This window comes from Methylophilus glucosoxydans (assembly GCF_042676145.1).
GTDB classification, from domain to species: domain Bacteria; phylum Pseudomonadota; class Gammaproteobacteria; order Burkholderiales; family Methylophilaceae; genus Methylophilus; species Methylophilus glucosoxydans.
In genome coordinates, this window is sequence record NZ_JBHTJW010000002.1 from 407,740 (window position 1) to 433,831 (window position 26,092).

28 protein-coding genes are annotated in these 26,092 nt (G+C 56.2%); 20 read left to right on the forward strand and 8 right to left on the reverse strand.

All coding sequences use genetic code 11. The features are described 5' to 3' along the window. Window positions 1–36: 36 nt before the first annotated feature. The 5 genes from ACFQ1T_RS04385 to ACFQ1T_RS04405 all read left to right on the forward strand — a co-directional run bounded on the left by ACFQ1T_RS04385 (window position 37) and on the right by ACFQ1T_RS04405 (window position 5,446). Window positions 37–1,383 (forward strand): sensor histidine kinase, encoded by a 1,347-nt coding sequence (locus tag ACFQ1T_RS04385; RefSeq protein WP_379074262.1) that lies wholly within the window; start codon window positions 37–39, stop codon window positions 1,381–1,383. After that, window positions 1,368–2,717 (forward strand): sigma-54-dependent transcriptional regulator, encoded by a 1,350-nt coding sequence (locus ACFQ1T_RS04390; RefSeq protein WP_379074264.1) that lies wholly within the window; start codon window positions 1,368–1,370, stop codon window positions 2,715–2,717. The genes ACFQ1T_RS04385 and ACFQ1T_RS04390 overlap by 16 nt, the downstream gene beginning before the upstream one ends. Before the next feature lie 156 nt (window positions 2,718–2,873). After that, window positions 2,874–3,716: a hypothetical protein gene (locus ACFQ1T_RS04395; protein WP_379074267.1), complete on the forward strand. Its 843-nt coding sequence runs from the start codon at window positions 2,874–2,876 to the stop codon at window positions 3,714–3,716. Between the two features lie 145 nt (window positions 3,717–3,861). Then, the gene (locus tag ACFQ1T_RS04400) at window positions 3,862–4,209 is read left to right on the forward strand and encodes a DMT family protein (RefSeq protein ID WP_194748886.1); all 348 of its coding nucleotides are present in this window, start codon (window positions 3,862–3,864) and stop codon (window positions 4,207–4,209) included. Window positions 4,210–4,219: 10 nt separating this feature from the next. Continuing rightward, window positions 4,220–5,446: an MFS transporter gene (locus ACFQ1T_RS04405; RefSeq protein WP_379074270.1), complete on the forward strand. Its 1,227-nt coding sequence runs from the start codon at window positions 4,220–4,222 to the stop codon at window positions 5,444–5,446. Here ACFQ1T_RS04405 and ACFQ1T_RS04410 read toward each other — a convergent pair. Beyond that, a complete protein-coding gene (locus tag ACFQ1T_RS04410) occupies window positions 5,422–5,736 on the reverse strand; it encodes a KTSC domain-containing protein (RefSeq protein ID WP_379074273.1) in 315 nt (104 codons plus the stop codon). The two genes, ACFQ1T_RS04405 and ACFQ1T_RS04410, sit on opposite strands and share 25 nt — an antisense overlap. Before the next feature lie 6 nt (window positions 5,737–5,742). After that, window positions 5,743–5,982, reverse strand: coding sequence for a hypothetical protein (locus ACFQ1T_RS04415; RefSeq protein ID WP_194748884.1), 240 nt, complete (start codon window positions 5,980–5,982; stop codon window positions 5,743–5,745). Window positions 5,983–6,263: 281 nt separating this feature from the next. Between ACFQ1T_RS04415 and ACFQ1T_RS04420 the strand changes: the two genes are divergently transcribed. From ACFQ1T_RS04420 to ACFQ1T_RS04435, 4 genes are all read left to right on the forward strand, one after another. Then, window positions 6,264–7,844, forward strand: coding sequence for a Na+/H+ antiporter (locus tag ACFQ1T_RS04420; protein ID WP_379074276.1), 1,581 nt, complete (start codon window positions 6,264–6,266; stop codon window positions 7,842–7,844). 219 nt (window positions 7,845–8,063) lie between these two features. After that, complete coding sequence (locus tag ACFQ1T_RS04425; RefSeq protein WP_275357796.1) at window positions 8,064–8,285, forward strand: hypothetical protein; 222 nt, start codon at window positions 8,064–8,066, stop codon at window positions 8,283–8,285. A 58-nt stretch (window positions 8,286–8,343) separates the two neighbouring features. Next, entirely contained in the window at window positions 8,344–8,769 is a 426-nt protein-coding gene (locus ACFQ1T_RS04430; RefSeq protein WP_379074279.1) for a YeeE/YedE family protein, read from the forward strand. 7 nt (window positions 8,770–8,776) lie between these two features. Then, window positions 8,777–9,196 (forward strand): DUF6691 family protein, encoded by a 420-nt coding sequence (locus ACFQ1T_RS04435; RefSeq protein WP_379074282.1) that lies wholly within the window; start codon window positions 8,777–8,779, stop codon window positions 9,194–9,196. A 5-nt stretch (window positions 9,197–9,201) separates the two neighbouring features. Here the strand turns inward: ACFQ1T_RS04435 and ACFQ1T_RS04440 are convergent, their stop codons facing one another. Further along, window positions 9,202–10,566 carry a sigma-54 interaction domain-containing protein gene (locus tag ACFQ1T_RS04440; RefSeq protein ID WP_379074285.1) on the reverse strand — a complete coding sequence of 455 codons (1,365 nt, stop codon included), beginning with the start codon at window positions 10,564–10,566 and terminating at the stop codon, window positions 9,202–9,204. Between the two features lie 173 nt (window positions 10,567–10,739). Between ACFQ1T_RS04440 and ACFQ1T_RS04445 the strand changes: the two genes are divergently transcribed. From ACFQ1T_RS04445 to ACFQ1T_RS04455, 3 genes are read left to right on the forward strand one after another with little or no spacing between them, the layout of a single operon-like run. Beyond that, window positions 10,740–11,444, forward strand: coding sequence for an MBL fold metallo-hydrolase (locus ACFQ1T_RS04445; RefSeq protein WP_194748878.1), 705 nt, complete (start codon window positions 10,740–10,742; stop codon window positions 11,442–11,444). Next, a complete protein-coding gene (locus ACFQ1T_RS04450; protein ID WP_379074288.1) occupies window positions 11,441–13,168 on the forward strand; it encodes a SulP family inorganic anion transporter in 1,728 nt (575 codons plus the stop codon). The genes ACFQ1T_RS04445 and ACFQ1T_RS04450 overlap by 4 nt, the downstream gene beginning before the upstream one ends. A 34-nt stretch (window positions 13,169–13,202) precedes the next feature. Then, window positions 13,203–13,382: a YgaP family membrane protein gene (locus ACFQ1T_RS04455; protein WP_194748877.1), complete on the forward strand. Its 180-nt coding sequence runs from the start codon at window positions 13,203–13,205 to the stop codon at window positions 13,380–13,382. Here the strand turns inward: ACFQ1T_RS04455 and ACFQ1T_RS04460 are convergent. Further along, a complete protein-coding gene (locus ACFQ1T_RS04460; RefSeq protein WP_275357784.1) occupies window positions 13,379–13,825 on the reverse strand; it encodes a hypothetical protein in 447 nt (148 codons plus the stop codon). The two genes, ACFQ1T_RS04455 and ACFQ1T_RS04460, sit on opposite strands and share 4 nt — an antisense overlap. 153 nt (window positions 13,826–13,978) lie before the next feature. Here ACFQ1T_RS04460 and ACFQ1T_RS04465 point away from each other — a divergent pair, with 153 nt between their 5' ends. After that, window positions 13,979–14,968, forward strand: coding sequence for an AraC-like ligand-binding domain-containing protein (locus tag ACFQ1T_RS04465; RefSeq protein ID WP_379074293.1), 990 nt, complete (start codon window positions 13,979–13,981; stop codon window positions 14,966–14,968). Here the strand turns inward: ACFQ1T_RS04465 and ACFQ1T_RS04470 are convergent. Further along, window positions 14,965–15,972: a zinc-dependent alcohol dehydrogenase family protein gene (locus tag ACFQ1T_RS04470; protein ID WP_379074296.1), complete on the reverse strand. Its 1,008-nt coding sequence runs from the start codon at window positions 15,970–15,972 to the stop codon at window positions 14,965–14,967. The two genes, ACFQ1T_RS04465 and ACFQ1T_RS04470, sit on opposite strands and share 4 nt — an antisense overlap. 365 nt (window positions 15,973–16,337) lie before the next feature. Here ACFQ1T_RS04470 and ACFQ1T_RS04475 point away from each other — a divergent pair, with 365 nt between their 5' ends. The 3 genes from ACFQ1T_RS04475 to ACFQ1T_RS04485 are packed head-to-tail and all read left to right on the forward strand — an operon-like array spanning window position 16,338 to window position 19,956. Further along, window positions 16,338–16,793 carry a (2Fe-2S)-binding protein gene (locus ACFQ1T_RS04475; RefSeq protein ID WP_379074299.1) on the forward strand — a complete coding sequence of 152 codons (456 nt, stop codon included), beginning with the start codon at window positions 16,338–16,340 and terminating at the stop codon, window positions 16,791–16,793. An 11-nt stretch (window positions 16,794–16,804) separates the two neighbouring features. Continuing rightward, window positions 16,805–18,967: a xanthine dehydrogenase family protein molybdopterin-binding subunit gene (locus ACFQ1T_RS04480; protein WP_379074302.1), complete on the forward strand. Its 2,163-nt coding sequence runs from the start codon at window positions 16,805–16,807 to the stop codon at window positions 18,965–18,967. 5 nt (window positions 18,968–18,972) lie between these two features. Continuing rightward, on the forward strand, window positions 18,973–19,956 hold the full coding sequence (locus ACFQ1T_RS04485; RefSeq protein ID WP_379074305.1) for an XdhC family protein: 984 nt from the start codon (window positions 18,973–18,975) through the stop codon (window positions 19,954–19,956). Here the strand turns inward: ACFQ1T_RS04485 and ACFQ1T_RS04490 are convergent, their stop codons facing one another. After that, window positions 19,957–20,556, reverse strand: coding sequence for a nucleotidyltransferase family protein (locus ACFQ1T_RS04490; RefSeq protein WP_379074308.1), 600 nt, complete (start codon window positions 20,554–20,556; stop codon window positions 19,957–19,959). 126 nt (window positions 20,557–20,682) lie between these two features. Here ACFQ1T_RS04490 and ACFQ1T_RS04495 point away from each other — a divergent pair, with 126 nt between their 5' ends. Then, window positions 20,683–21,603 carry an alpha/beta hydrolase family esterase gene (locus ACFQ1T_RS04495; protein ID WP_379074311.1) on the forward strand — a complete coding sequence of 307 codons (921 nt, stop codon included), beginning with the start codon at window positions 20,683–20,685 and terminating at the stop codon, window positions 21,601–21,603. 39 nt (window positions 21,604–21,642) lie between these two features. Here the strand turns inward: ACFQ1T_RS04495 and ACFQ1T_RS04500 are convergent, their stop codons facing one another. Continuing rightward, entirely contained in the window at window positions 21,643–22,437 is a 795-nt protein-coding gene (locus ACFQ1T_RS04500; protein WP_379074314.1) for a MipA/OmpV family protein, read from the reverse strand. 147 nt (window positions 22,438–22,584) lie between these two features. Between ACFQ1T_RS04500 and ACFQ1T_RS04505 the strand changes: the two genes are divergently transcribed. After that, window positions 22,585–23,019 carry a DUF3429 domain-containing protein gene (locus ACFQ1T_RS04505; RefSeq protein WP_194748867.1) on the forward strand — a complete coding sequence of 145 codons (435 nt, stop codon included), beginning with the start codon at window positions 22,585–22,587 and terminating at the stop codon, window positions 23,017–23,019. Between the two features lie 29 nt (window positions 23,020–23,048). On the opposite strand, the gene ACFQ1T_RS04510 is transcribed toward ACFQ1T_RS04505, so the two are convergent. Next, on the reverse strand, window positions 23,049–24,065 hold the full coding sequence (locus ACFQ1T_RS04510; protein WP_313985173.1) for a trypsin-like peptidase domain-containing protein: 1,017 nt from the start codon (window positions 24,063–24,065) through the stop codon (window positions 23,049–23,051). A gap of 201 nt (window positions 24,066–24,266) precedes the next feature. Here ACFQ1T_RS04510 and ACFQ1T_RS04515 point away from each other — a divergent pair, with 201 nt between their 5' ends. Both ACFQ1T_RS04515 and sbmA read left to right on the forward strand, forming a co-directional pair. Then, window positions 24,267–24,641, forward strand: coding sequence for a hypothetical protein (locus ACFQ1T_RS04515; RefSeq protein WP_379074319.1), 375 nt, complete (start codon window positions 24,267–24,269; stop codon window positions 24,639–24,641). 199 nt (window positions 24,642–24,840) lie between these two features. Further along, window positions 24,841–26,067 carry a peptide antibiotic transporter SbmA gene (gene sbmA / locus ACFQ1T_RS04520; RefSeq protein ID WP_379074322.1) on the forward strand — a complete coding sequence of 409 codons (1,227 nt, stop codon included), beginning with the start codon at window positions 24,841–24,843 and terminating at the stop codon, window positions 26,065–26,067. Window positions 26,068–26,092 lie beyond the last annotated feature (25 nt).

Consider the following 26,092-nt stretch of genomic DNA (forward strand, 5'->3'; position numbering starts at 1 on the left):
TTCTTACTCACACCATCGACTCTACACAGGCTTTTTATGCAGACCCATACCCACAAGGTGCGCCGAGACCTGCTCCTGCTCTGGGCTGTGATTGCGGCCGTCTCGGCCTTGCTGGTCTGGCTGTTGATCGAACTGAGCCGCCAGGGCGCGGCCTCGCAGATTGCTGAGGCCAGGCTGCATGCGGCTGCCAGCTGCCAGGCCATGCAACATGGGGTACACCTTGCGAGGCTGGAGAGTGCTTCTGCGCAGGCAGGCTGGCAGGCGGTGATAGATCTTGCCTTGCGCGAAGAGCCGGGCAGTGAAGGCGGCTTTTGGCGGCCAGGCCAAGGTGTGTTTGCGTATGCCTTTCCCACCTATGATGGCACCGGCGTCAAGCGTGATCCACCGGTGGCCGAACTTGAAAAAATCACTGCCACGGCCGAACTGGCCAGCCGCAGCCATCAGTTGATTCTGGAGGTGCGCCCCGGCTTGCGTGAAGCCATTGTGTTTGCTGCCTGCCCACTGACCCAAGCCCCCGGCACGTCTGTTGCCTGGGTGATGAAACGCGTGTTGCTGATTCAGGCCGAGGTACTCAATCATTTGAGCCTGGCGTTGGCGCTGCTGATAGGCCTGGTCGTGATGTCTGGCGCTTGGCTGGCCTGGATGCTGCTGCGCTGGCAGCGCCAGATGGCTGCACTGATGCAACAGCTGGCGCAGTCTGAGCGCATGGCGACGCTGGGCCGGGTTTCTGCCGGGTTGGCACATGAAATCCGTAATCCGCTGGCCACCATGCGCATGAAGGTTGAAAATGCCATGGCCGCGGCCCCTGAGCGTTATCAGCAACGCAGCCAGAGTGCCTTTGAGGCGGTGCTGGCGCAAACCTCGCGCCTCGAAAGCCTGATCTCCAGCTTGCTGGCACTGACCCATCCCTTGCAAATACACAAACAATCAGTGGATTTGCGTGCCTGGCTGACCAGCCTGACCAGCTTGCATCAAGAGGCCATGACTACCCAGCAGGCATGCTGGAAGTTAAGCCTGAGTGATTCTGTGGTGACACGTGCTCAAGCGCAGGCCGTGCTCGACCCAGATAAAATGGCGCAAGTGATGGACAATCTGATCCTGAATGCGCTGGCGCATATCCCCGTGGGAGGCGAGATTGAGTTGGGGCTGGACAGCGTCACTTCGGGGCACCTGCGATTGTGGGTGGCCGACAATGGCAGTGGCGTGCCCGCGCATTTGCGCCCCCAGGTGTTTGAACCTTTTAGTACGGCGCGCAGTGGTGGTACCGGCCTGGGCCTGGCCCTGGCGCGCGAAATTGTCCAGGCGCATGGCGGCGAGCTACGCCTGGCCGATACTGCCGCGGGCGCCCGTTTTGAGATTGAATTGCCATGGCACACCTCCTGATTATTGACGATGATCCCGCCTTTAGAAGCAGCCTGTCTGAAATGCTGTCTGACCTGGGGCACCATGTGCTGGAAGCCGGCCATGTGCAGGCGGGCCTGCACTGCTTGCGGACGGCGCCGGTAGAGCTGGTGATCACCGATCTCAAACTCACCGGGGAAGACGGCTTGTCGTTTTTGCGTCAGGCGCAGGCGATCAAGGCGGTGCCATGCATCATGCTTACCGCCTACGCCAGTGGCAGCAATACGATTGAGGCCATGCGGCTGGGGGCGTTTGACCATTTGACCAAGCCCGTTTCACGGCAGAAGCTGATGGAAACCTTGCAACGCGCACTGCCCGAGCGCAGCGCTGACCGCGAGTCTCGCCCGGAGGCCGACGCGTCGCTGACCGCAGATAACCCAACGGCGGAACGTTTGATAGGCAACAGTGAATGCATGCGCGAGGTGTTCAAACACATCGGCCTGGCTGCGGCGACCGAGGCAACCGTGCTGATTTTGGGCGAGACTGGTACCGGCAAGGAAGAGGTGGCGCGTGCACTGCACCGTAACAGCTTGCGCGCCCATGGCCCTTTTGTCGCCGTCAACTGTGCCGCCATCCCGGCAGAATTGATGGAAAGCGAGCTGTTTGGGCATGTCAAAGGCGCGTTCACAGGGGCGGTGGCTGACCGTAAAGGTTATTTGCGGCAAGCGACTGGCGGCACCCTGTTCCTCGACGAGATTGGCGATATGCCGCTGGCGCTGCAAGCCAAGATTTTGCGGGTGCTGGAGGCGCGCGAGTTTAGCCCGGTTGGCGCACAAACGGTGCTTGCGCTGGATGCGCGTATCATTGCTGCCACCCATAGAGACTTGCCCGCCGCCGTCCGCGCTGGGCAGTTTCGTGAAGATTTATGGTACCGGCTGCAGGTGATGCCGATTGCCTTGCCACCACTACGCGCGCGCGGTGAAGACCTGTTGCTGCTGGCGCAGCATTTTTTGGCCAGTGAAGCTGCGGGTACCCCCAAGCGTCTGACCGCTGAAGCCGCACAACAGCTGGTACAACATGACTGGCCGGGGAATATCCGCGAACTCCGCAACACCATCGCGCGCGCGCAGATTTTGAGTCATCATGCCTGGATCGAGGCTGAACATATTTCTTTTACGCCACGTCCTCAAGCGGCAGATGCTTCTGGTCGTGGCGCCGCCACCGGCACGCTGGCCGAGACCCTGCAGCAAGTCGAGCGCGAGATGATAGAGCGCGCATTGCGCGAGAGCGGTGACAACCGCAGTGAAGCGGCGCGTAAACTGGGGTTGTCCCGTCAGCAACTTTACCGCAAGCTCGAAGAACATGGCCTGACATAAGCGCTGACAGCTGTCCGCCCAGCGGACAGTGTTGTGTCACCAAAGCGGACAAGTGCGCCAGGGTTTATTTTCAAGCAATTGATTTAAAATAACTTTTTATCTGGCATGCCCCTTGCAATAGAGGAGATAACCTCTATCCATGACAAGGAGCATTTCATGTTAACTTCTTCTGTATGTACACGTAGCAGCCATCTTGCACGCGGCAGTCGTCCTCTGCGCGCCGCGCTGCTCGTCACCACCCTAAGTATGACCCTGCAAGCATTTGCCTTGCCGCCCTTAGCTGCGAATTCTTCTCCGCTGACGCCTGCGCCACTTAATCTGGGACCAGGCGCATCAGCACCACTGGCGCCTGCGCCTATGGTCCCCGTTTCGCTTGCGCCTGCAGGCGCGCTGGATTTACAGGCGACGGCGGCGCTGCCCGCGGTAGCTGAGGCGACTGTCAAGTCCATCCTGTTTAATCCGTATGGGGAAGCGGATGGCTTGCGCTTGGCGAATGACGTGATTGTCAAATTCCCCCCGCACCGTTCGCAGGCCTTGCTAGGCGCTGTGCAACCCGGCCAGCATGTGCGTATTCTCGGGCATGCTGAAACGCCAGCCATTGTTAAAGCCGATGCCATTATCAATGTGACCACCGGCAATATTGTGGTGGACCAGCCACCCGCCAATAACCTGCCATTGTTACCCCCACATTTGCGGGCGCAGTCATTGCAGCCGCTGCAGGTGGAAGGCAAGGTCGATTTGATCCTGAATGGTCCGCGTGGCGAAGTCGATGGTGTCATCCTGGATAACCAGAGCATTGTTCACTTTCCGCCTGAAAGCCTGAGTATGCCATTGCGCCCAGGGCTGCGTATTGCGGTGGCTGGTCTAGGGACCAGGACGGCCAATGGTGTGTCGCTGGAGGCGATCCGCATGGGAAGCTCCGCCGCTACGATGCAGCCACTCTATGCGCCCGCGGCCCCAGCTTGCCAGCCAGCGGCTGCGGTAGCCGGCCAGTGCTAGTCCCTGATTTAGCCCAGGCCAACGCTTCATCCGGCGTCGCCTGCGCTTTAAGCAAGTTAGGTGTTGCTTAAAGCGCTTTGGGCAACAGCGGTGCTGCCAAAAGGCCGCCGCCCACGCTGGACTCACTCTTTTGACAGGATGCATCATGATTGCAAAATTAGCCCCTATTCTATTGTTATTGATCTCCAATGTGTTTATGACAGTGGCCTGGTATGGCCATCTCAAGTTCACCGAAAAGCCGCTGTATGTGGTGATTGTGGTGAGCTGGCTGATTGCCCTGTTTGAATATTGTTTTGCGGTGCCGGCCAACCGGATCGGCCATACCGTGTATTCGGTGGCGGCGCTCAAAACCATGCAAGAAGTCATTTCGCTCAGTGTGTTTGCCGTGTTTTCGGTGTATTCGCTCGGCGAGCATTTCACCTCCAGCCATGTTGTCGGCTTTGCCCTCATTGGTCTGGGCGCCTTTTTTATCTTTAAAGCCCCTGTGGTGTAAGGAGAAAAGCATGCGTCTATTCAAAATGCCTGCAGATTCACGGCAATGGCTGGCGGTGATGAATTTTTTCATGGCCGATGTCCGCGACGGGCTGGGCGCCTTTCTCGGCGTGTATTTGTTGGCACAATCCTGGCAGGCGGATGAGATTGGCTATGTGATGACCATAGGCGGGTTGGCAACCATGGTGGCGGGAATCCCGGCGGGTGCCCTGATGGACCGCACACATGCCAAGCGCTTGTGGCTGTCCGTGTGCGCCATCCTGATGGTGGTCGGTTGCCTGGTGTTGTTGCTGTGGCACTCGTTTGCGGCGATTGCCTTGTCGCAAGCCGCTACCGGTGTGGTCCGTGCCATGATCGGGCCCGCGATTGCCAGTATCAGCCTGGGCCTGGTCGGGTCTAAATATTTGTCCAGGCAGCTTGGTCAGAACGAGGCCTGGAGTCATGCCGGTAGCCTGGTGTCAGTCTCCGTGGCTGGCGTCCTTGGCTATTTCTGGGGCTTGTCTGCCGTCTTTATGCTACTGGCGGTGATGGCGGTGATGGCGCTGCTGTGCATCCGCCGCATTCGCCCGCAAGAGATTGATTACCATGCGGCGCGCGGTCTGGAGTCACATGCTGCGGTCAGTGATTCTGGCCGTGCCGTATGGAAGGCCTTGCTGCAGTCACGCCCCTTATTGATGCTGGCTTGCATCATGATGCTGTTTCATCTGGCCAATGCCGCCATGCTGCCTTTGCTGGGGCAAACCATGGTGTCGCAAGGTCTGGTCAACGCCAGTCTGTTTACGGCTTTGACGGTGATGATTGCGCAACTGGTGATGATCCCCATGGCATTGCTGGCCGGGCGTTATGCCGAGCAGTTTAGTTACGAACGGCTGGTCACGCTGGCCTTGCTTGCCTTGCCGGTGCGCGGCGTGATTGCTTCGACCTGGAACTCGCCCTGGGCGGTGGTGCCCGTGCAGTTACTAGATGGCGTCGGCGCGGGGCTGTTAGGGGTGGCTTTGCCAGGACTGGTGGCCAAGATGTTGCAAGGCAGTGGGCACTTCAATGTCGGGCTGGGATTTGTGTTGACCATCCAGGGCCTGGGGGCAGCCTTGAGTCCGGCCATGGCAGGCTGGGTCGCGCAGCGTTATGGCTACGCCATGAGTTTTACCTTGCTAACAGGGGTGGCGGTGCTGGCGATATTGTTATGGTTGCAACAGGCCAGGCAAACGGCTGCTCAATCTGCGGCAAGCTGTGCTTGAATGCGTCTCTGTATTCGCGGTGACTGGAACAAATCATCCAGCGGGTTGCGGACCAAGGTCGGGGCCGAGGTAACTGAGGGGCTCACCCGTTGGCAACGATAGGCTTCTTCAATGTTATCGCGGTAGTAACTCCATTGGGCACTGGCGCTTTTGAAGCTACGCCAGACGCTTTCGCCGACATTGGCATATTCGAGGGTGCTGCCGTCTTCCAGCCTCACGCGCAACGCCCGCTTGCCTGCATCATAGCCAATTGCCCGCAACTTGCCGGCATGCGTGTTGATCATGTCCATCAGGGCCTAGCCGCAGCAGCCGGGTTTGCAGCCGCAGGATTTACCCGCAGGCTTGAGGCCTTTTTGTTGCCAGGCTTGTAAAAACGCTTCTTTGCTCATGGGTTGCAGTTGCAAACTTTGTTGCAAGGCGGGATCCACCACTTGCGACTGGTAATGCTGAAAATGCGCCAGATATTTGGCATACGCCCGATCTGCACCGCGCCAGGCCTGCCATTGCCGCCATATCCATTTTTTCAAGCTAAACATGTTTACTCCTTATCCTGTGTCGGACTGCCGTCATCTTACTCCAACTTGACGGTATTCAGTGCGGCCACTTCATCTTTGAAAAGGGCACTCTTTGGTTTGAGCCATTGCGGGCATGCAAGTTCAAGCCCGCGTCAAACAGGCGCTTCCCCGCACACTCACAACAGACAAATCCTGTTAACGCAAGCCTGGCGCAAGCTGCCTGTGTTAGATTAGCGGCACTGGCGCGCCTCAGTGGTGCGGTTTCATCTGTTTACATGAGGGCCTGACCCTCTCGGTCTATCATGAGTAATTCGTTTTATTTCAATTTAATCCTGTTTTTTCTGGTGGCGATTATTGCACTCGAAGTCCTGGCCAACCGGCTGCGCTGGCCGCCTGCGGTAGCACAGCTGGCGGGTGGTGCCCTGATTGCCCTGGTGCCAGAATTACCGGCGTTTGAGATTGATCCTGCCCTGGTCATGGAGGTGTTTTTACCGCCGTTGCTGATGGCGGGAGCCTATTTCACGGTCTGGCATGAGTTCAGGCGGCACCTGGGCGGCATTTTACTGCTGGCGATTGGTGCGGTGCTGTTCACCACGCTGGCGGTCGGGCTGGCCTTGCATAGCTTCAATCCCAGCCTGCCGTGGGCGGCCTGTTTTGCCTTGGGCGCAATTGTGTCACCGCCGGATGCGATTGCCGCCAAAGCCGTGCTGCAACGCGTGGCCTTGCCACGCAAGCTGCTGGTGTTGCTCGAAGGCGAGAGCTTGCTCAATGACGCCACCGGGCTGGTGCTGTACAAGTTTTCGATTGTCGCCTTGCTGACCGGCGTGTTTTCACTGAGCGGTGCGCTCGAAACTTTTGCCTGGCTCAGTGTTGGGGGCGTATTGTTTGGCGCGGCTATGGGCTATCTGGTGTTTAAAACCCTGCGCTATCTGCATGGCACTGAGCTCATGGTGCTGGCCTCGGCCTTGCCGGGGTGGATTTGTTATGTTGTGGGCGAGCACATCGGTGTCTCAGGCGTGATCGCCACCGTCACCTACGGCATGATGCTGGGCTGGCATCAGCATGAAATCATGTCGGCCACGGCGCGGCGGCGCGGTGCCGCGTTTTGGGAAATCATGATTTTTATCTTTGAGTCGCTGGTATTTATCTTTATCGGCCTCTCTTTGCGCGGCGTCTGGGAGCGTGTCGCCCATGCCGACAAGTCCCTGGAGGCTTATGGACTGGAAGTGTTGCTGGTGCTGGCCGTGGTGATCTTGTCACGCTTTGTCTGGATTTTCATGGTTGATGGGCTGGCCAGACTCATCCGCAAGCCGCATGCGGCGCATGGACACAGCACCTGGGGCGAGTCTTTTGTCAAAAGCTGGGCAGGCATGCGTGGCGTGGTCACGCTGGCGGCGGCACTGGCGGTCCCCGCGCAGGTGCCCGGACGCGACTTGATGCTGATGTGCGCGTTTGCCGTGATCCTGGTGACGGTGGTGGTGCAGGGGACGACGATAGGCCAGGTGATCCGGGCATTTAAACTGAAGGCGAGCAAGCATGAGCATATTTACCTCAATGAGCCACAGGTGTGGGCCCGGATTGAGCAGGCACAGTTTTCAGTGGTTAACAAACTGGCCTATAACGAACATGGTGCATTAATGCACCCGCGGTTGCTGGAACAGTACAGCTACCGGCAAAGCCTGTCAGACAAACATAAACATGAAGACAGTCTGCCCGATGACCTCCGCAAAGCGCATTTTAATGTGGTACTGGCCGCCGTGGCGGCCGGTCGCGAAGAGCTGCTTAGACTGCATCGCTCGGGGCAGATTCATGACGAGTTGCTGCATCTGATGGAACGTGATCTGGACATTCAGGAAATCGCTGCCTTACATAGCCGTGGCTAAGGGCGCCTGTCCACATTTTTTGTGGATAACTTTTATGGTGAGCTGTGGGTGAGTGTCTTAACTATTTGATTTTATGTGTTAAATTAGACCTGATTAAAATCTGCACGTTAAAATTATTTGATGAAAAATCTTGCTCAAGGCGATTTTTTGTGTATTGCCAGCCTCCTGTCGACAGCGTAGCATAGGTCTTGTCTAGTGCTGTGATGAGGAGCAATTAACATGAAACGACTGTTTTATATCGACTATCCGCAAGAGCACTTTGAAGGCCAGGCCCACCGTTACCGTTGCGCCTATTGCAAGCAGGAAACCACCCATATCAACGGCAAGCTGGAAGGGCATTTGCCCGGCTGCGAGTATCGGGTTGCGCTGGAAAATGCCGGTTTTGAATGTAACCAGCTTGCGGAACCCGCCCATGAGGACATGGCCGACGAAGTTGATTGAGGGATGATGGCGCTGGCTAGACCTGTTCATAAACGCTGTTGAGGATGTAGAAAAAAGCATGATTTCTTTTACCCCCTGGCAATCACTGATGGGTGGATTGCTGATTGGTTTTTCCACCTTGCTGATGATCCGCTGGCTGGGCAAGGTCACTGGCATCAGTGGCATTGTGGGTCAGGTCTGGTCGGCCGACGCCGGTGACCAGGCCTGGCGCCTGGCTTTTGTCGCGGGGCTGGTGCTGTCGCCATTGGTTTATGTGCTGGCACGGCCGTTGCCTATGGTGGAGATTCAGGCGTCCACGCCCTGGTTGATCGTGGCGGGATTGCTGGTGGGCTTCGGCAGTCGCCTGGGGTCGGGGTGCACCAGTGGTCATGGGGTTTGCGGCTTGTCACGGCTGTCGCCACGTTCGCTGGTGGCGACGTTGACGTTTATGCTGGTGGCGATGCTGGTGGTCTGGCTATGGCGCCATGTGTGGATGATAGGGTAGAAGCAAGATGGCAAATATGATGGCATTGATCGCCGGGCTGATCTTCGGTGTGGGGTTGATTGTAGGCGGGATGACCAATCCAGCCAAGGTGTTGGCCTTTCTGGATGTGACCGGTGACTGGGATCCGTCACTGGCATTTGTGATGATGGGTGCGATTGCGGTAGGCTTTTTTGCCTTCAAGTCTGCGGCCAGGCACTCCACCAGTGTCTTGGGCCTGCCTGTGCAGTTACCAGGCACGCGCCTGATTGACCGCAAACTGGTGCTGGGGGCGGTGATCTTTGGCACCGGCTGGGGCATTGCCGGATTTTGTCCCGGCCCAGCCATCGCCTCACTCTTGACGGGTGGCCCGGCGGTCTGGCTGTTTGTCGCCAGCATGCTGGCGGGAATGGCCGTACATACGCTGGCGGTGCGTCGCGGCTGGTTGTGACCGTATCAGTCTTTTTGCCATAGTTTGCGGTAACGCCACAGTGTGGTGCGGCCAATCCCTAGTTGTTTGGCCGCCTGGGACAGGTTGCCCCGGCAGTCAGTGACGGCTTGCACGATGACGGCTTCTGAAAGTGCCTGGCGGCCTGGTTTGGCGACTGGAGCTGCCATTGCCTGTGTTGACCCGGGTATCGTTTGCAGTTCGGGCGGCAAGTCTGCGGTGGCTATCTGTTTGCCATCCGACATCACCAGTGCGTAATTCAACACATTGCGCAGTTCGCGCACATTGCCCGGCCAGTCATAGGCCATCAGTTGCTCCATGGCGGCGGCCTTCACTATGGGCAGTAGTTCCCCGGTAAATTGCTGTTTAAGCAGATGTCGCAGTATGAGCGGAATATCCTGTTTGCGCGCCTGCAAGCTGGGTAAGAAGATGGGCACCACGCGCAAGCGGAACAACAAGTCCTGCCGGAAACGTCCGGCTTTAACCTCTTCGCGCAAGGCTTTATGTGTGGCGGCAACAATGCGGACATTGGCTTGCATGGCCTGACTGGCCCCGACGGGCAGGTATTCACCGGTTTCGAGTACGCGCAACAGTTTGGCCTGTAATTCGTAAGGCAGTTCGGCGATTTCATCCAGAAACAGCGTGCCGCCCTCGGCCCGGCCAAACAGGCCCTGATGATCACGAATGGCACCGGTGAAGGCACCCTTGACGTGGCCGAACAGCTCACTCTCCAGCATGCCCGCATTGAGCGTGGCGCAGTTGATGGCGACGAAGGCGCCGCGTTGACGCGGACTCTCGCCATGAATGGCGCGGGCCACCAGCTCTTTGCCCGTGCCGGAGTCGCCGCGGATCAACACCGGGATATCTGTCACTGCCACGCGGCGTATCATTTCAAACACTTTTTGCATTTCCGGCGCATGGCTGATCAAGCCATATTTTTCACCCAGCGAGGATTGTCCTGCGGTCTTGCCTGCGTCGGCCTGCTGGGGCAGCAGGATTTCGAGGCCGCCCGCAAACGCGCCATCTTCTGGCAGGTAGGCCATGGCATATTTCAACACTGCCTGTCGTTCACCATCAGACCGGTGCAGCAGCAGGGGGGCGCCCTCGACCTTGCCAGACTCGGTGAGCCCACAGCCGCGCATACACTGTTCGCAGCGGTTGGCGGTCAGGCAGTTTTCACCCAAGAGCGCAGCCTGGGTGAAGCCTAGCAGTTTTTCGGCACCCGGGCTCCAGTAACTGATCCGCTTTTGAGCATCGACGGTAAACACGGCGGCATCTGGCATGATCAATGAAATCATGCGGGCCAACGATTCGCCCTGTGCGCGGCTCAGACCGGCCTGCTGGCTGAAAAAATCGGGGGTAGTTTGTTCCATTTTTTATTTGAAACGTTTCATGATTGTGGTTTTGTGTTTCATTGAAACATTTGTGGCAGGGGTAGGCAAGCGATATTTTTATATAAGTCATTGATTTGACTGTTTTTAAAGTTTTATTGAAACATTGGCACTGGTTTTGCTGAATCTACGCCATCTTGATAAGGAGCACGCGGATGATTTTCAAGCAATTTTTTGAGCCTGAAAGTAGCACTTATACCTATCTGCTAGGGTGTGAAGAGACCCGGCAGGCCGTGATGATTGATACAGTAGGCAGCGAGGTAGACAAGTATGTGGCGGCTTTGCAACAGCATGGGTTGACGCTGGTGTTTACCCTGGAAACGCATGTGCATGCCGATCATGTCACCGCTGCCGCCACCTTGCGCGAGCGTCTGGGCAGTAAAAGTGTGGTGCATCGTGATGCGGGGGCGCAATGCGGCGATGTGCTGGTGACCGATGGCGTGCACTTGCAAGTTGGCACGCTGGATATCGAGGTCCGTTACACCCCCGGGCACACCAACGGCTGTGTCAGTTATCTGGTCGGTGACCGCATCTTTACCGGCGATGCCTTGCTGATTGATGGCTGTGGCCGCACCGACTTTCAGCAGGGCAATGCCGGGCAGTTGTATGACAGCATACATGCCAAAATTTTCAGCTTGCCTGAGGATACGCTGATTTATCCCGGCCACGATTATCACGGTAGGACCGTCTCCACGGTCGGCCATGAAAAGCGTGAAAACAAGCGCTTGGGCGGGCAAACTTCCCGCGCTGAATTTATCAATATCATGGCCAATCTCAAGCTGGCTTATCCCAAGCAAATTGATGTGGCTCTGCCAGCCAACCAGGCTTGCGGGCAAGTGGTGATCAAGCAGTCAGCATGAGCACAGCGATGTTGACTCGGCTGGCCCATTACGTGCCCGCCCTCCGCTGGGGGCGGCATTATCGGCGCGAGCAGGCCATGCATGACCTGATGGCGGCGCTGACGGTGACCCTGATGCTGGTTCCGCAGGCGCTGGCCTATGCCATCCTGGCGGGCTTGCCGCCACAAGTCGGCCTGTATGCCAGCCTGTTGCCGTTAATCGTCTATGCTTTGTTAGGCACCAGTGCGACGCTGGCTGTAGGCCCGGTGGCGGTGGCGGCGCTGATGACTGCGACCGCAGTGGCACCTTATTCAGCACAGAGTCCCGCGCTGGGGCTGCAAGCGGCGCTGATCCTGGCGTGTTTGTCTGGCCTGTTTCTGGTGCTGGCCGGGATGTTCAAATTAGGCTTTCTGGCGAATTTTCTATCGCACCCCGTCATGAGCGGCTTTATTGCTGGCGCCAGCCTGGTGATTGCCAGCAGTCAGCTACCCACCTTGCTTGGCATCCAGGCCGAGGGCAGTCATGTGCTGGCGCTCTGGCAGAGTATGCTGGGGCAATGGCCGCAGATTCATCTCGCGACGGCCATGCTGTCGGTGCTCACCCTGCTATTGCTGGTGCTGGCCAGGCGGCAAGGGCAATCGCTGTTGCTAAGTCTGGGCTGCTCGCCGTTTTGGGCGCAGGCGTTGGTGCGGGCAGTGCCTGCGCTGCTGGTGTTGATCGGGACGATTGCCATGCATGCCGGTTGGGCCCTGCTCACCGGGGTGCGCACCGTGGGGCAGATTCCCGCCGGGCTGCCTGCGCTGGCCTTGCCGCATGGGAGTCTGGCAATGTGGCAGTCTTTATTGGCCCCTGCCTTGCTGATTTCCATCATCGGCACGGTGGAGTCGATTTCTGTCGCGCAGAGTCTGGCCATGAAGCGGCGCGAACGCATAGATCCTGACCAGGAGCTGATTGCCTTGGGCGGCGCCAATCTGGCGGCCAGCCTGAGTGGGGGACAGCCGGTCACCGGCGGCGTGTCGCGCTCAGTGGTGAATATGGATGCGGGTGCGCAAACACCGGCAGCGGGTTTGTTTACCGCATTGGGCATGTGGCTGGCCACGGTTTTTCTGGCCTCGTGGCTCAGTGCGTTACCCAGATTTATTTTGGCCAGCACGATTATCGTTGCGGTGATGAGCCTGGTGGACGGACGCGTGTTTATCGAGACCTGGCGGCGTAACCGCAGTGACTTTGCCGCCTTGCTGGTGACTTTTATGATCACCTTGCTGGTCGATATTGAACATGGCATCAGTGCAGGCGTGTTGCTGTCCATGGCCATGCATCTATACCGCAGCAGTCGGCCGCACATTGCCATTGTCGGGCAGGTGCCGGGTACCGAGCATTTTAGAAACGTGGCGCGGCACGCGGTCAGTGTGTGCCCGGATGTGATCACTTTACGTGTGGATGAGAGCTTGTATTTTGCCAATGCGCGCTATCTCGAGCAAAAAGTGCTCGAAGTGGTCGCCGACAACCCGGCATTGAAACATGTGATCCTGATGTGCTCCGCCGTCAACGAGGTAGATGGCAGTGCCCTGGAGGTGCTGGAGGTCATCAACCACCATTTATCTGCATTGGGAATTGGCTTTCATTTGTCCGAGGTCAAAGGCCCGGTGATGGACATGTTGCAACATGCTCCACTCAGGCAGCAGCTCAATGGCAAGATTTATCTGACCCAACATCAGGCTTATGCAGCGCTGTCCTGTCATTAACGGCGTTGAGCGCCGCTAAATATAGGAGGCTGGCATGGCAGATAATATCGGGCAATTGGAACAGTATTTAAGAGTGATTATCGGCGCCGGATTGCTGATGTGGACCTTGTTTTTCCAGGGTCCCACCTGGGGCTGGTTTGGGCTGGTGCCGTTGGCGACCGGGCTGATCCAGTGGTGCCCGCTTTATGCCTTGCTCAAGATTAACCGTCGCTAAGGTTCTCGGTGAGGGGGTGTTTGCAACCCAGACTTTAAAATCAGCACAGAGGCTTTGCCAAAACCATAGCTGGTGGTAAAGAGGCTGGCAAACAAATAGCCCTGAAACAGCAAGGGCGGCGGGAGCTCAGGATTGTCCAGCGCCGGGAAAATGGCCATCAGTAAAAACAGGCTGGAGTTGGTAAATGCGCCTATCACCATCGCCCAGCGTACATGCCATGGCAACGAGACCCGGCTGGCCGCAATGCCAAAAATGAGTGCGGTCATCAGCAGAAAATCGATATGTGCTTGCAACAGCCGCGTGAATTTTCCCGCGAAAATGGCCTTGAGTGGCGGCACACCAAAGTTCAGGCCCACCATACACCATGCCAGTAACAACGCCATCAGCAGCCAGCATGCGGCCCCTTTCAATAACATCTGGTGGGCTTGTGGGGTCGATTGCATCAAAGTCTCCTGGGGGATATCGTGTCCCCAGCATAGCCGATCTGTCATGGCCTGCTTGATCTGGACGGAGCTCACGCTTGACTGAAACGGAGATGACTCGCTTGCGAAATCTAGCTGTTTGTGACTTAATTTCGCTCAGCAAAGGAGAGGGTCATGGCGCAGCAAGCAAGGACAGTGGTCGCAGCGACAGGTCGCAAATATAGCTCCGATCTGGTCGCACCCAGTCAGCGCAAGGCTTGGTTGTGTGAGGTGATTGGACGTGAATATGCAGAGGTGGACATCGTCCCGCCCACGGCAGCCCCGCTTTACAACGAGATGACGCTCTATCCTTGGCAGGCGTTGCAACTATCCGTGATCCATTCCAACAGTCTGACCATCCAGCGCGGGACGCGAGAAATCAGTCGTCCGCAGTTGGATAATTATTTTGCCGTCCTGTTGCTGCAAGGCCGGTATTGTCTGCAACAGCAAGGGCGGGAAGTGTTTTTGCACCCTGGCGACATGACTATTTATGATGCCACGGTGCCGCACTATATCCATTGTCCAGAGGCGTTTTCCAAGCTGATTGTTTCCATCCCAAGAACCTTGTTGCATCAGCGTTTGCCGCAGGCCGGGCATCTGACGGCGATGCCCATGCGATTGCAGCACGGCATGACCGCCATGTTGTCGCCGTTTTTGCAACAGCTCACGCGTCAGCTGAATCAACTCTCCATGCAGGCATTTGAAGCCAGCGCGGCGCCTATGCTGGACATGCTGGGCAATGCGCTTGAAACCTTGCAAGACCATGCGCTGCCGCGTTCGCCTGGCCGCAGTTTGTCATTGTTGCAAATCAAGCAGTGGCTCAGTAAGCATCTACAGGATGCAGACCTGGATAGTGACGCCATTGCCGCTGCCACCGGATTTTCCAGCCGGTATATCAATCAATTGTTTGCCGATGAACAGACGTCATTGATGCGCTATGTCTGGCAACAGCGGCTGGCGCTGAGTGCGCAATACCTCAAGCAACCGGCCTGGCAGCACCGAAGCATTTCCGAGATCGCGCTGGCTTGCGGCTTTAACGATTTTGCACATTTCAGCCGGGCCTTTAAGCAGCAGTTTGGCGACGCCCCCCGTGCTTTTCGGCAGCAGGGGGCTTTACTCCGTTAAATCTGCAGGCAAATTTTGCCAAAGTGCTGATTGGTCTCCTGATACTGGAAGGCCTGCACCATTTCCTCCAGCGCAAACACCTTATCCACCACCGGTTTCAGGCCATTCGCGTCTATGGCCTTGATCATGGCTTGCTGCATGCTGCGGCTACCCACCAGCACGCCTTGCAGGCGCAGTTGCTTGATCAGGGCTGTGACCAGAGGGAAGTCGCCCGCCAAGCCGGTCAAGATACCAATGACAGAGACGTGGCCACCGACGCGCGCCGCCAGCATGGACTGTTCGAGGGTGGCCGGACCGCCCACCTCGACGACGTGATCGACGCCACGGCCGCCCGTCAGTTCGCGCACCAGCGTTCCCCAGGCCGGGGTGGTTTTGTAATTGATCAGGTGATCTGCACCCATGGCCTTGAGTTTTTCCAGCTTGGCTTCGCTGGACGAGGTGGCAATCACGGTTGCGCCTGCCAGCTTGGCAAATTGTAAGGCAAAGAGGGAAACGCCGCCCGTGCCTTGCACCAGCACAGTATCGCCAGGGGTGAGCTGATCATCAGACATCAGCGCACGCCAGGCCGTCAGGGCGGCGGTAGTCAAGGTGGAAGATTCGATATGGCTCCAGCCTTTGGGGGCCAGCGTAAAAGATTCCGCGCTGGCGGTGACGATTTCACGCGCGTAGCCATCCACTCCATCGCCTGGCACGGTGGCAAAGCCTTCAACCAGCGGTTCACCCGCTTGCCAGGTGGGGAAAAAAGTACTGACTACGGCATCGCCTACTTTGAATTCGGTGACGCCTGCGCCGACCGCGACTACTTCACCCGCGCCATCCGCCATCGGGATACGCGGCTCGGTGGGGCCCCACATGCCGCTGACCACGGCAAAATCATGGTAATTAAGCGAGTTGGCATGCAGCCTGACCGTGATTTGCCCGGCAGTTGGCGCAGGGGCTTCGCGTGTGCTGACGGTGACATTTTGGTAGCCGCCGCCCGGTTGCAGAATAATGGCTTTCGTCATGGCGTTCTCCTAATCAAGCGTGACATGGGGATTGCATTTATAAGGATAAATGTTCACGGTAAGCGGTTGATTCTGCCCTGACTTGCAGACAAAGTAAATCGCCCGGCATCAGCAGGCGGACGGGAGTGAAGCCAATGTAAAGACTGTTTCAGGATCTCGTCCTGATTGGATCGACAGATGTAAAGCGGCTGTGCGACCAGCTAAATCACGGGCTGCACACTGTAGACTTAACACGATTAAATTTAAATTTATGCAGCTCCGGGACGCCCATACATACAATCATGTATGTTAGTATATTTTCACGATAGCCAACCTCAGATTGGTTTTGCGACTGCAGCATCAGATTTTAAAAAGGAACAAACACGATGAAACTCAATATCAATGGCAAAGAGACCGAGCTCAACGTGAGCGATGACATGCCTCTTTTATGGGCAATCCGCGATGTGGCTGGCATGACCGGCACCAAGTTTGGCTGTGGCATGGCGCAATGTGGAGCCTGTACTGTGCACCTGGATAGTCAGGCCATTCGCTCTTGTGTGACCCCGGTCAGTGCGGCCGCGGGTAAAAAAATCACCACCATAGAAGCCATGCATGACGACAAGGTGGGCCAGGCCGTACAAGCCGCCTGGCAACAGATTGATGTGGTGCAGTGTGGCTACTGCCAATCCGGCCAGATCATGTCTGCGACCTCACTGCTCAAGCAAAACCCTAAACCCAGCGACGCCGATATTGATGCGGCCATGAGTGGCAATATTTGCCGTTGCGGGACTTATCAACGTATCCGGGCAGCAATCCACGAAGCCGCTGCCAAACTGGCTTAAGGAGAGACCCCATGAATGATCTCATTAACCTCTCCCGCCGCAGTTTTATCAAAAGTACGGTTCTGGTCGCTGGCGGCCTTGTGGTGGCATTCAGTATTCCGCAAGCCAAACGCTTTATGGGGGTAGCCAATGCGGCAGAAGCGCTGCCACTGCCTGCGCCCAATGCCTTTTTGCGCATCGGCGCCGATGACAGTATTACCGTGATGTTGGCGCATAGCGAAATGGGGCAGGGTGTTTGGACCACCTTGCCCATGCTGATTGCAGATGAGCTGGATGCCGACTGGAGCAAGATCAAGGTCGAGCATGCGCCTGCGGCGCCTGCTTACGTGCATACCGCCTATGGTATCCAGATTACCGGCGGCTCTTCCACCACCTGGTCAGAGTTTGACCGCTATCGCCAGGCGGGCGCATTGACACGTGTTCTGTTGCTGGAGGCGGCGGCCAAGCAATGGAAGGTGCCAGTGGCTGGCTTGCGCACCGAAAATGGTTTTGTCATCAACGGCACGCAAAAGCTCAGTTATGGCAAGCTGGTGGAGACCGCCAGTCAATTGCCGACACCGACCAGCGTCACGCTTAAAAAAACGGAGCAGTGGAAATTGATCGGCAAGGCCACCAAGCGTCTGGACAGCGCAGAAAAAATCAATGGCACGGCCAAGTTTGGTCAGGATGTGCAGTTTGCAGGACTCAAAGTCGCCATGGTGGCACGTGCGCCAGTGTTTGGCACCACACTCAAAAGCCTGGATGATGCCGCTGCACGCAAAGTGCCGGGCGTGATCAAGGTGGTCAAAGTGCCCACGGGGGTTGCCGTGATTGCCGAGCATTACTGGGCCGCCAAGCAGGGGCGCGAGGCCCTCAAGCTGGAGTGGGCGCTAGCCGGGCATGACAAACCGGATACCCCCGCCTTGCTCAAGCAATATCAGGCGCTGGCGCAAAAGCCAGGCTTGCAGGCTGCGAAAGCGGGCGATGTTGCCACGGCCAGCAAGCAAGCCAAGCAAACCATACATGCGGAATATGTGTTGCCTTATCTGGCGCATGCACCGATGGAACCTTTGAACTGTGCCGTCAAAATCTCTGATCAGGGCTGTGAAATCTGGACCGGGACGCAAATGCAAACCACGGACCAGGCGTCAGCTGCCAAGATTCTGGGCCTGAAACCAGAACAAGTGAAAATTCACACGCTGTTTTTAGGGGGCGGTTTTGGCCGTCGCGCCAATCCCCGTGCAGACTTTGTGTCTGAAGCGGTTGAAGTGGCCAAAGCGGCAGGCATGCCGGTGAAAACGGTTTGGAGCCGCGAAGACGATATCAAGGGGGGGTTCTACCGGCCGATGTTTGTTCACAAAGCCAGTATCGCGCTCGACAAACAGGGCAAACCGCTGGCCTGGCAGCAGACGCTGGTCGGACAGTCCATCATCAAAGGCACGCCCTTTGAAGGCGTCATGATCAAGGACGGCATTGATGCCACCTCGGTGGAAGGCGTGGCTGATTCGCCCTATGTGAAAGGCACTCCGCATCATGAGGTGCAGTTGCACTCGGTGCAAAGTGATGTGCCGGTGTTGTGGTGGCGATCGGTCGGGCATAGCCATTCCGCCTTTGTCATGGAAAGCCTGATTGATGAACTGGCGCATGCCAGCAAACAGGATCCGCTGGCGTATCGCCGCCAGTTGCTGAAAGACCATCCCCGTCATCTGGCGGCACTCAATCTGGCGGCCGATAAAGCGGGCTGGGGCAAACCGTTGCCTACTGGCGTGTTCCGTGGCATTGCCGTCCACGAATCGTTTGGCAGTTATGTGGCGCAGGTGGCCGAAGTCTCCGTCAAAGACGGCGAGGTCAAAGTGCACCGCGTGGTGATGGCGATTGATTGCGGGCTGGCCGTGAACCCGGATGGTGTCAAAGCGCAGATGGAGTCTTGTGTCGCCTTTGCGCTGGGTGCCGCGCTCAGTAGCGAGGTGAGCTTCAAAGACGGCCAGGTAGAACAATCCAACTTCCACAACTACCAGGTGTTACGCATGAAAGATATGCCCAAAGTGGAGGTGCATATTGTGCCCAGCACCGAAAAAATGGGCGGGGTGGGGGAGCCGGGCGTGCCGCCGCTGGCACCTGCCGTGACCAACGCCATTTTTGCTGCGACTGGTAAGCGTATCCGCCGGTTGCCGATTGGTGATCAGCTGGCTTAAGCCCTATGCAGTCCTCTGATTGGGAAGTGTTACAACGTGCCCGTGACTGGCTGGACCAGGGTTATGGCGCACATCTGTTTACCGTGATCCAGACCTGGGGCTCGGCCCCCAGATTGCCGGGCGCCATTCTGGTGGTGCGTGAAGATGGCCATCTGGTCGGCTCTGTCTCTGGCGGCTGTATTGAAGATGATCTGGCAGACAAAGCCCGCCATCAACAACTGCCCGCGCGGCCAGCGATCATGGAGTATGGCGTCAATCAGGCAGAAGCACAGCGTTTTGGCATCCCTTGTGGTGGCCAGCTCAAGATTTTTGCCGAGCCGCTCACGCAAACGGCGCAATTAGCGCCTATGCTGGAGAGCTTGTCACAACGGCGTTTGCTTAAGCGCTCCGTCCATTTACACAGTGGTGAGGTGCGGCATCAATACGTGCTGCCTGAAGGACAGCCTTATCTGGAAAGTGACTGGTTTCACAGTTATTTTGGCCCGCAATGGCGCTTGCTGATTATTGGCGCCAACCAGCTAGGCTCAGTGTTGGCGGCCATGGCACAAGCGCTGGATTTTCACGTCATGATCTGCGATCCGCGTGAGGAAATGCGTGCTGAATGGCATGTGGAAGGCGCAGACTGGTTGCCCGGCATGCCGGATGATGTGGTGCTGGAGATGGCGCCTGATCCACACACGGCGATTGTGGCCGTCACCCATGATCCCAAACTGGACGACATGGCGTTGCTTGAAGCGCTCAAGTCAGACGCGTTTTATATTGGCGCCTTGGGCTCCGTCAAAAATCAGGAAAAACGCAAACAGCGCTTGCGCAGTTTTGACCTCACCGAGCAAGAGGTGAACCGCCTGCATGGCCCGGTCGGTCTGCGTATCAGCAGCCGCACGCCGGCCGAAATTGCCGTGTCTATCCTGGCTGAGTTGATTCAGGAACGCGCACAGTTGCAGCAAACGGGCCTGGTCTCACGGGTGCACAGGCTGGCGATGGCCTGATCATTTCAGGTCGGCGGGGGTATCAATATCCCTGAAGATGCCCGGGTCCTCGCACGCAATGTGTATGCTCTGTGCCTGATGGGCGCGCACCACCTCACGCGCGCCCTGGTCGCCTTCCACCCTAAGTAATTCAGGAATCAGCGCACGGCTGAAACCCACCGGATGACCGGCTTTGCCTGCCATGACCGGTTGTGCCAATGGATGCTGAGCCAAGGCATTCGCGACATGCTGTATGGTCTGCGGCTGGATAAAGGGCATGTCTGCCAAGGCGATCACCACGCCGGCGTACTGCGGAAAGGCCGTTAACACGGTGTTCAACCCCAGCTTGAGACTATCGGCCATGACCTGCTCCTGCTCGCCACATTCGACCACTATCAATCCCAAGGCCTTGAGTGCGGCACTCAACTCAGGCACATTGGCGCGTATCACGGCGACACTGTGCGGCAAGGCGGTGATCAGGCTGCGGGCGGCCACTACTGCCATGCACTCACCATTAGGCAAGGGCTGTAAGAGTTTGTTTTGCGCACCAAACCGGCGGGAGAAGCCAGCGGCTAACAGCAGGCCTACAGGGGGGGCGTCAGAGGGAAAGGGCGTATGCATCTGGGCCTGATCGTCTAAAAAATGCTTTTCTAACATAAGGCGGTGGGTTCAGCTAGAGCGCTACGTCAACACCATCGTATACTTGAGCGTTCATGACAACATTCTGTTCTGTTGAAAGGGGTCCTCATGTCCTGGTTTCGGCGCTTGATGATGTATTTGCTGTGCAGTGTAACCTGTTTGCCCGCCCTGTGCCTGGCAACTCTCGCCCCTGGCGATCATGCCTTTGAGGTCAATGTTGGTGGTGAGACGCGCGAGTATCTCGTGCATGTGCCCAAGCAGGTCGGCGCAGGCCAGGCCGTGCCCATGGTGCTGGTGCTGCATGGCGGAATGGGCAATATGCAGGTGCAGGCCACCGAGCGGTTTTATCACCAGATTTCTGCGGCCGAAAAACATGGCTATATTGCCGTGTTTCCTAATGGCTACAGCCGGTTGCCGGGCGGCAAGTTCGCCACCTGGAATGCCGGTAACTGTTGTGGTCCCGCGCTCAAAAAACAAAGCGATGATGTGGGTGTGATCCGGGCCATGATTCAAGCCATGCAGCAAAAGACAGCCATTGATGCCAACCGCATTTTTGTCGATGGCATGTCCAATGGTGGCATGATGTCTTATCGGCTGGCCTGCGAGTTGTCAGACACCATCAGTGCGATTGCGGCTGTCGCCGGGACAGACAATACCAGGCAATGTCTGCCCAGCAAACCGGTGGCGATTTTGCATATTCACGCCAAAGACGATGACCATGTCCCATTCAATGGTGGTCCGGGCGAGAAATCCATGACAGATGTCAGTTTTAATTCGGTGCCTGCCACTATCCAGAAATGGGTAAAGCTCAACCAGGCCAATCCACAGGCGGAGCGTATCCTTGAAGTCAGCGGTGCCTATTGTGAGGTGCATCGTGGCGGGTTGGCGCCTGTACAGCTCTGTGTCACCGACAGCGGCGGACATTCCTGGCCGGGGGGCAGCAAACCCCGTGGTGGGGAGGCTGGATCAACGGCGATTGACGCCAACGACGTGATCTGGACCTTTTTCAATGCCAATGGCCGCCATTAAGCCTCCGTTGGCATGTCCGCCGCAATTGGGGGATCGGTCTCAAAACGGGATGCTATAGCCGACGTAAGCCATGGGTTGTATGCGTGTTTCTGTAATCGGGCTGTCGTATTGTTCATCACTGAGTCGGGTGATGAACGCACCAAACAGCAGTGAGTGATTGGTCATCACAGGCATCATGCCATTGATGCCTGCCTGCCATTCAACGCCGGATCCCGCGCGGTAAAACGGCCGACTGGCGTTGACTTCGTTGTTGCGCACCCCAAAGTAATAGTTGTTGAATTTCTGGCTGTTCCAGGTCGCCCCCACCAGGCCATTCAGGCGCAAGTTTGGCGACCTTAACAGGCTCTTGATGTATTGCACCTGAAACTGTTGGCCATTGCTGTTGCCACTGGCATCCGTGGTCCATTGCGCATTCAATGTGCCATAGTCGGTTTGCCAGCGGAGCAGCGGCCCAACAAAAATCGAAAAGTCGCGGTCATCCATGCCACGCGTACGGTCGCCCTTGCTGGCATCCCAGCCAAACTTGGCCTCGGCAGACAGGCCAAAGCGTAAGCGTTTATCCTCGCTATCCACTAACCAGGCGCCCGCTTGCAGGGCATTGATAAAAAAACGGTCGCCATAATTCGCGTTAATAATCGGCAAGACCAGCGCGCGGTATTCATCCGAGCCAGAGGTCTTTGGCAGGACGCCAACGCCAATCCCATACAGGTTTTGTGCTCTGGGCACGGCAGTTTCTGTTTGCCGGTCTATGCGGGATTCGGCAGACGTAAGGGGACTGAAGAAGGTGATGGCCATACAAGTGCCAACCACGGGCAATGCGCGATGAAAGTTCATGGTGTGTATCCGTATATTATTTTATGTTGATGGCATGAGCGCTTAACGGCTGATTTAGTTCCCGCATGCCATACAGGCTTTTTCGTCTGCAGCCCCAAAACCAAAATGATTGACCATGGTCACATCGCTGCAAAGAGGAGAAAACACATGCGACCTATACATATTCAGCTGGCTAAAACATTGACCTTTATGGGCGCGCTGCCTTTTGCGGGCGCCGTGGTGGCGCAAATGCAGGGGATGGCGCATTATCATACCGGCTATCTGGCGCTGACCTATGGCGCCGTTATTATCTCATTTTTATGTGGGATACACTGGGGCTTGTTTTTGAACCATGCCCAAGACACCCGCCTGAATTTGCTGGTCACCAGCAATTTGCTGGCCCTACTTGCCTGGGCTACCCTGTTTTTTGTGGTGCCGGTCACCCAATATCTGGTGCAGATCGCCGCCTTTATCGTTTTATGGCTGATAGACCGCAAGCTGGTGGCTGAGGGGCTGATTGAACGCTGGTTTTACCAGTTGCGCACACAAATCACGCTGCTGGTGACAGTGTGTTTGTGCGCGATGCTGGTGTTGCAGTTTTAAAAGCCAGGCCAGCGTCAGATTTGACCGGCTCAGGGACTGGCTTGCTTTAAGGCCTGGATTTGTTGCGTGACTTTTTCGCCTTGTTCCGGGTCTATCGCCTGAATCGCTGGCTGGATAGACTCTAATGTCGCCAGATCTTTTTGCACAAAAGCGACTCTGGACAGCGCAAGCATGGCATCAACATCGCGCTGGTTAAGGTCATAGGCTTTTTTCAGGTCCTGCTCTGCCTGCACATAATGCTGCAAGCCTTCTTCCGCCAGCCCCAAAAAATACCAGGCATCGGCAGAAGCCGGTTCTTGGCCCGTCCATTGTCCGGCAATGGTTTTCAAATCACGCCAGTCTGCATTTTGGTAGGGAATTACCACCTGCATGAAATAAGGCCGTTGTTCCAGCGGCAACGCCCAGAAAGGGACATCATTGGTTTTGAGTGACGTGGTTTCAGGCGCCGCCATCAGCTCCTTGATCCACTCGACCGGCAGGCTGTAATAAAACGCTGGTTGGCCCGGGCTTTTGAACGTGGTCAGGCCGATCAGGTTGTAGTGCTGGTCAAACAAGGCGCCGCCGCTAGAGCCCATGTAAAAAGAGGCGTTCGAGCGCACAATCAGGCTGCCATCAAACGGATAAATGCCCTTGATCGCGCCATAAGACAGCTGTGGCACCGGCGCACCGGCTGGAAAACTCATGCTAAAGACTTCTTCTTCATATTGCAGGCTTTGACTGTCTCGCATGGGGATGGGTTTGAATGGCAGCGGGTCAAATTTCAGCAGGCAGACATCGCGCTTCCAGTTGGCTTTCAGGCCTATCGGCTGATAACCATCTCTAAATTTGGCGATATTCACACCTTTGCTATTGGCAATCACATGACAGTTGGTCGCCACGTATTCGGGGCTGACCACTACACCAGAGCCCCTGCCGTTTGAGCCATCCGGCAAGTCGGTGGTGACCATGACAATTGAGTGTCCGAGTTCCAGCGTATCAACAATACTGGGCTGAGCATTTAAAACATTGGTCAGCAAAAGCAAGCTGGTGAGCAAGATTGACTTCATAACCCCTCTATTCTTTATTCAGGTCTGTCGGAATGTTTAAGTAACAAATTCTTAAGCGGTAAGACCTGTCAGGATCAAAAACGTTTTCGGGGCGGTGCGAGTAAGCATTTTCTGACAGGCAAATCAGCGGCAGCCTACGTCTAAGTGCGGCGCTTACCATTAAGATGGTGCCTGACTCAACCTTCAAATATTGAGCATAAAATGCATTCCCACAAATCCTACATGCTTCCCAAACTGATTTTCCTCAACATGTTGGCCTTGATGATGATTACCTTTGAACATGAAGCGCCTGCCGATAACCGGTATTTTCTTAAAGCTGTGAATGCAGGTGAAGGGGCTAAGCCAGAGCCTGAGCAGCACGTGCAATTGGCTGAGGCTAGTGACGCTATGGTTAATACCGCACAAGCCACGCCAGTTCAAGCCACACCCGGTAAGGTGGAGCCTGCAAGAAAAGCGCCGGTAAAACGCCGGCTGGTCAGCCACAAATCTTCACCCAAGGCTAAAGTTATGCTTCAACGCGCCAGCTATCAAAGCAACTCCCCTTTAGGGTGCTGCTTTAGAGGCAATTACAGTTAACACGACCGTTTTAAAGTCGGCTATGTAAAAGATTTTGAACATTTTGCCCGCACAATACTCAAGCTCCCACATGGGGGCTTTTTTGTTGCCGTACGTTATTTGATCTGCAAAACTTGATGAATCTGATTGCATGACCTTGTTGCAGGCCAGGGCAAGAGCCAATACACTGAACACTTGTTAATAAGAATATCAATCGCCTATGTTCAAATCCTTTTTCCCCGACTCCCGCTGGTTCTGGCCGTCTGTCATTCTGTGGGCAATGGTCTGTTGCGGCGTATGGTTCGAGTATTCCTCTGCCATTGGTACGGCATTGGGTTTATCCATGGTAGAGAAGGAGCCGGTGATCGGACTCGGGCATTTTGTCACTGACCCGTTCAAGCTGTTTTATCTGTATTACCTGGTGAGTGTCGCGATTTTTGCGCTGATGTGGTTCAAGCTTAAACCTAGCCGCTGGCAGTGGTGGTCGATTGTCGGTAGCGCCTTTATTTTGTTCTCGACCTATTACTCTGTGCAGGTCTCGGTGGCGCTCAATAACTGGCGCCGGCCTTTCTTTGATGCGGTGCAAGCGGCGCTTTCGCCCAACTCCAAGGTCACGACCGCGCAGTTATATATCCTCATGTTGCAGTTTGCCGAAATCGCGTTCGTGGCCATTTTTATTTATGTCCTGACTCGCTTTTTTGTCAGCCACTATATTTTCCGCTGGCGTACGGCGATGAACGATTTTTATACCCGCCAGTGGCCGCAGGTGCGTAACATTGAAGGGGCATCGCAACGGGTGCAGGAAGACACCATGCGCTTTGCGACCATCATGGAAGGCCTGGGCGTGTCTATGGTGGAGGCGGTGATGACCTTGTTTGCGTTTTTGCCGGTGTTGTGGAGCTTGTCTGCGTATGTGAGTGAGCTGCCCGTGTTTGGGGCGGTGCCTGCGCCGTTGTTCACGGCGGCAATTGCCTGGTCTGTGTTCGGTACCTTTTTGTTGGCTGCGGTCGGGATTAAGTTGCCAGGCCTGGAATTCAGAAACCAGCGGGTAGAAGCGGCGTATCGTAAAGAGCTGGTGTATGGCGAAGATGATCCGGCCCGTGCGCAACCCGAGACGCTAAAAGCCTTGTTTCTGGATGTGCGTAAAAACTACTTCCGCTTGTATTTTCACTACATGTATTTCAATGTGGCGCGCAGCCTGTATTTGCAGGCGGATAATATCTTTGCCTACTTGATTCTGGTGCCTACCATTGCGGCGGGTAAAATCACGTTTGGTATTTTGCAGCAGATTCTGACGGCGTTCTCACAAGTGAGTAACTCGTTTCAATATCTGGTCAATTCCTGGACCACCATTGTCGAGCTGCTGTCGGTTTACAAACGGTTGACCGCATTTGAAGCCGCCATTAAACACGAAGCGCTGCCTGAAATCGAGCGCAGCAACGCTTAGTCGGTTGCAAGCTGGACATCACAGG